The sequence below is a fragment of the Isoptericola sp. NPDC060257 genome, assembly GCF_042726645.1.
In the GTDB taxonomy this organism is placed as follows: Bacteria; Actinomycetota; Actinomycetes; order Actinomycetales; family Cellulomonadaceae; genus Isoptericola; species Isoptericola nanjingensis.
Genome location: NZ_JBHXAW010000372.1, coordinates 1 through 3446, shown reverse-complemented (window position 1 = coordinate 3446; position 3446 = coordinate 1). Strand labels below are relative to the sequence as shown.

Sequence of the window (3446 nt, the reverse complement as noted above, 5' to 3'; positions counted from 1 at the left end):
GAACTCCGCCTCGTCCACCTCGACCCCGGACTCGTTCGCGACCTCGATGCTCACCGGCGTGCCCCTCGCTCCTGCGGGCCGCGGCCCTGCCGTCCCTGACCCTGTCCCTGCCTGCCCTGGTCCGGGCGCGCCGTGGCGACGTCCCAGCGCGCGTACGCGTCGATGATGTCGCTCACCAACCGGTGCCGCACGACGTCCGCCGAGGTCAGCCTGCAGAACTCGACGTCGTCGACGCCGGTGAGGATGTCCTCGACCACCCGAAGGCCCGACGTCGTCCCGCCGGGGAGGTCGACCTGCGTGGCGTCGCCCGTGATGACCATCGTGGAGCCGAACCCCAGGCGCGTGAGGAACATCTTCATCTGCTCGGCGGAGGTGTTCTGCGCCTCGTCAAGGATGATAAAAGAATCGTTCAAGCTTCTTCCGCGCATGTAGGCCAGCGGCGCCACCTCGATCGTGCCCGCCTCGATGAGCCGCGGGATGGCGTCGGGGTCCATCATGTCGTGCAGCGCGTCGTACAGCGGGCGCAGGTACGGGTCGATCTTGTCGCTCAGCGACCCCGGCAGGTAGCCGAGCTTCTCCCCCGCCTCGACGGCCGGGCGCGTGAGCACGATGCGGTTGACCCGCTTGGCCTGCAGCGCCTGCACGGCCTTGGCCATCGCGAGGTAGGTCTTGCCAGTGCCCGCCGGGCCGATGCCGAACGTGATCGTGTTGGCGTCGATCGCCTCGACGTAGCGCTTCTGCCCCACCGTCTTCGGGCGGATCGTGCGGCCGCGGTTGGAGAGGATGTTGAAGGTCAGGACCTCGGCCGGTCGCTGCACGGACGCCGCCGTGAGCATCTGCACCGACCGCGCCACCACCTCGGGCGTCAGCGGGGTGCCCGACTCCACCACCTCGACCAGCTCGTCGAGGAGGCGGGAGACCAGGGCCACGTCGCCGGCCGGGCCGCTGACGACGATCTCGTTGCCGCGGGCGTGCACGTCGACGCCGGGGAAGCCGTCCTCGACGGCCCGCAGCACGGAGTCCCTGCTGCCCAGCAGCGCCACCATCGGCACGTGCGGCGGCACCACGATGCGGTGCTCGGTGGACCGTTCGCCGTGCGCGCCGGACGCGCCGGGGGCGGTGTGGGGTGTCGATGTCATGGGCCGGCTGCCGCCGGGGCCCTCCTTCGGAAGACGGTGCGAGGGACGTGCGAGGAACGGCTGAGGACTCGAGTCTATCGAGCGGCGGTGGACGGGGCAGCCGAATTCAGGCGGGCGTCCACCCCAGCTGCGCGCCGGCGAGCACGTGGCCGTGCACGTGGAACACGCTCTGCCCGGCGCGCGGGCCGGAGTTGAAGACGAAGCGGTACTGGCCGTCCGCGAGGTCGCCGGCCACCCGGTCGGCCATGGCGACCACCTCGGCCAGCAGCTCGGGGTCCGCCTGGGCGAGCGTCGCGACGTCGCCGTGGTGCTCCCTCGGCACCACCAGCACGTGCACGGGCGCCTTCGGGTCGATGTCGCGGAACGCGATCACGCGGTCGGTGGTGGCGACCACGTCCGCCGGCAGGTCGCCGGCGACGATCTTGCAGAACAGGCAGTCGGTGCTGGGCGCGCTCGTCATGACCCGGACGTTACCGCGCACCGGGACCGCCTGCCGTGATCGTGTGCCGTGGGTCCGGTCAGGCCCAGCGGCCGAGGCGCTCGCTGAGCAGCGCGACGGCGACCGGCCCCGCCGTCGAGGTGCGCAGCACGTGCGGCCCGAGCCGAGCGGTCACGGCGCCCGCGTCCTCGAACGCGGCGACCTCCGCGTCGGAGATCCCGCCCTCCGGGCCGACGACGACGAGCAGGGCCGGGGTCTCGACGGGCTCGGCCGCCGGCGCCGGGAGCGCGACGTCCGCGAGCGCCGTCGTGGCGTCCTCGTGCAGCACGACAGTGGCCCCGCCGCCGGCGACGACCTCGCGCACGCGCGCGGCGAGCTGACGGGAGGTGACGGGCTCCGCCACCGGCGGCAGGCAGGCGCGCCGCGCCTGCTTCACCGCGGACCGCACGGTCGCCACCCACTTGGCGCGCGACTTCGCCGCCCGCTGCCCGCGCCACACGACGACGGACCGGTCGGCCTGCCACGGCACCACCGCGTCGACGCCGACCTCGACTGCGGCCTCGACGGCCAGCTCGTCGCGGTCCCCCTTCGCCAGGGCCTGGACCAGGGTCAGCACGACGCCGGAGGCCGGCTCGGAGACGACCTCGTCGACGCGCAGCCGCACCTCGCCGTCCGCGACGGCGTCGACCACGCACCGCAGCCGGGTGCCCGCGCCGTCGACCACGTCCAGTCGCTCGCCCGGGCCGCGCCGCTGGACGACGCCCGCGTGCCGCCCCTCGGCGCCGTCCAGCACGTAGACGTCACCCGGGCCGAGCGCGCCCAGCGCACCGCCGTCGGCGAGGAAGACCGGCGCGCTCACGTCGTCCCGCCTGTCCGCGGGGCCCCCGGTGCAGCGCCCACGTCAGCGACCGCTCAGCTTGTCCCGGAGCCGCGAGAACACGCCCGGGTGGGCGGCGGAGAGGCGGGGCTCGGGCCGCTCCTCGCCGCGCAGCGTGGCCAGCGAGCGCAGCAGCTCGGTCTGCTCGTCGTCCAGGGCGGTCGGCACCTGGACCTCGACGTGCACGTTGAGGTCGCCGCGCCCCCCGGCGTGCAGGTGCCCGACGCCCAGGCCCTTGAGGGTGACGACCTGCCCCGGCTGGGTACCCGGCCGCAGGTCGATCTCCTGCTCGCCGTCCAGCGTCTCGAGGTCGAGCACGGTGCCGAGCGCGGCCGCCGTCATCGGCACCTGGAGGGTGCAGTGCAGGTCGTCGCCGCGGCGCACGAACGTGTCGTGCGGCTTCTCGCGGATCTCGACGTACAGGTCGCCGGCCGGGCCGCCGCCGGGGCCGACCTCGCCCTGCGCGGTGAGCTTGATGCGCGTGCCCGTGTCGACGCCGGCGGGCACGTTGACCGTCAGCGTGCGGCGCGAGCGCACCCGACCCTCGCCGGAGCAGTCGGCGCACGGCTCGGGGATGACGGTGCCGAAGCCCTGGCAGGCGGCGCACGGCGCGGTCGTCATGACCTGGCCGAGGAAGGAGCGCGCCACGCGCTGCACGTTGCCGCGCCCGTGGCAGACGTCGCAGGTCTTGAGGTCGGTGCCGGGCCGGCAGCCGTTGCCTCCGCAGGTGCCGCACACGACGGCGGTGTCGACCTGGAGCTCGCGCTTGGCGCCGAACGCCGCCTCGGCCAGGTCGATGTCCATCCGCACGAGGGCGTCCTGGCCGCGGCGGGCACGCGGCACGGGCCCGGCAGGCTGGCCGCCGCCCCCGAAGAACGTCTCGAAGATGTCCTGGAAGCCGAAGCCGTTGCCGAAGCCGGCGCCCGCGCCGCCCGACGGAGAGCTGGGGTCCACGCCCATGTCGTACTGCTGGCGCTTGTCCGGGTTGGAC

General features: G+C 74.3%; 4 protein-coding genes. All 4 read right to left on the bottom strand.

Features of this window, described 5'->3' with window-relative positions:
• Positions 1-50: 50 nt before the first annotated feature.
• Positions 51-1139 (bottom strand): PhoH family protein, encoded by a 1089-nt coding sequence (locus ACFWEK_RS20130; RefSeq protein ID WP_430547971.1) that lies wholly within the window; start codon positions 1137-1139, stop codon positions 51-53.
• Between the two features lie 106 nt (positions 1140-1245).
• Positions 1246-1599 carry a histidine triad nucleotide-binding protein gene (locus tag ACFWEK_RS20125; protein ID WP_429764140.1) on the bottom strand — a complete coding sequence of 118 codons (354 nt, stop codon included), beginning with the start codon at positions 1597-1599 and terminating at the stop codon, positions 1246-1248.
• A gap of 58 nt (positions 1600-1657) precedes the next feature.
• Positions 1658-2437, bottom strand: a complete 780-nt coding sequence (locus ACFWEK_RS20120) for a 16S rRNA (uracil(1498)-N(3))-methyltransferase (RefSeq protein ID WP_430547972.1) — start codon at positions 2435-2437, stop codon at positions 1658-1660.
• A 42-nt stretch (positions 2438-2479) separates the two neighbouring features.
• Positions 2480-3446 (bottom strand): DnaJ C-terminal domain-containing protein (locus ACFWEK_RS20115; protein WP_430555193.1); only part of this gene is annotated, 967 nt, incomplete at its 5' end.

Coding starts and splice junctions, on each gene's coding strand:
- ACFWEK_RS20125 (WP_429764140.1), bottom strand. CDS start 1,599: ATGACGAGCGCGCCCAGCACCGACTGCCTGTTCTGCAAGATCGTCGCC.
- ACFWEK_RS20130 (WP_430547971.1), bottom strand. CDS start 1,139: ATGACATCGACACCCCACACCGCCCCCGGCGCGTCCGGCGCGCACGGC.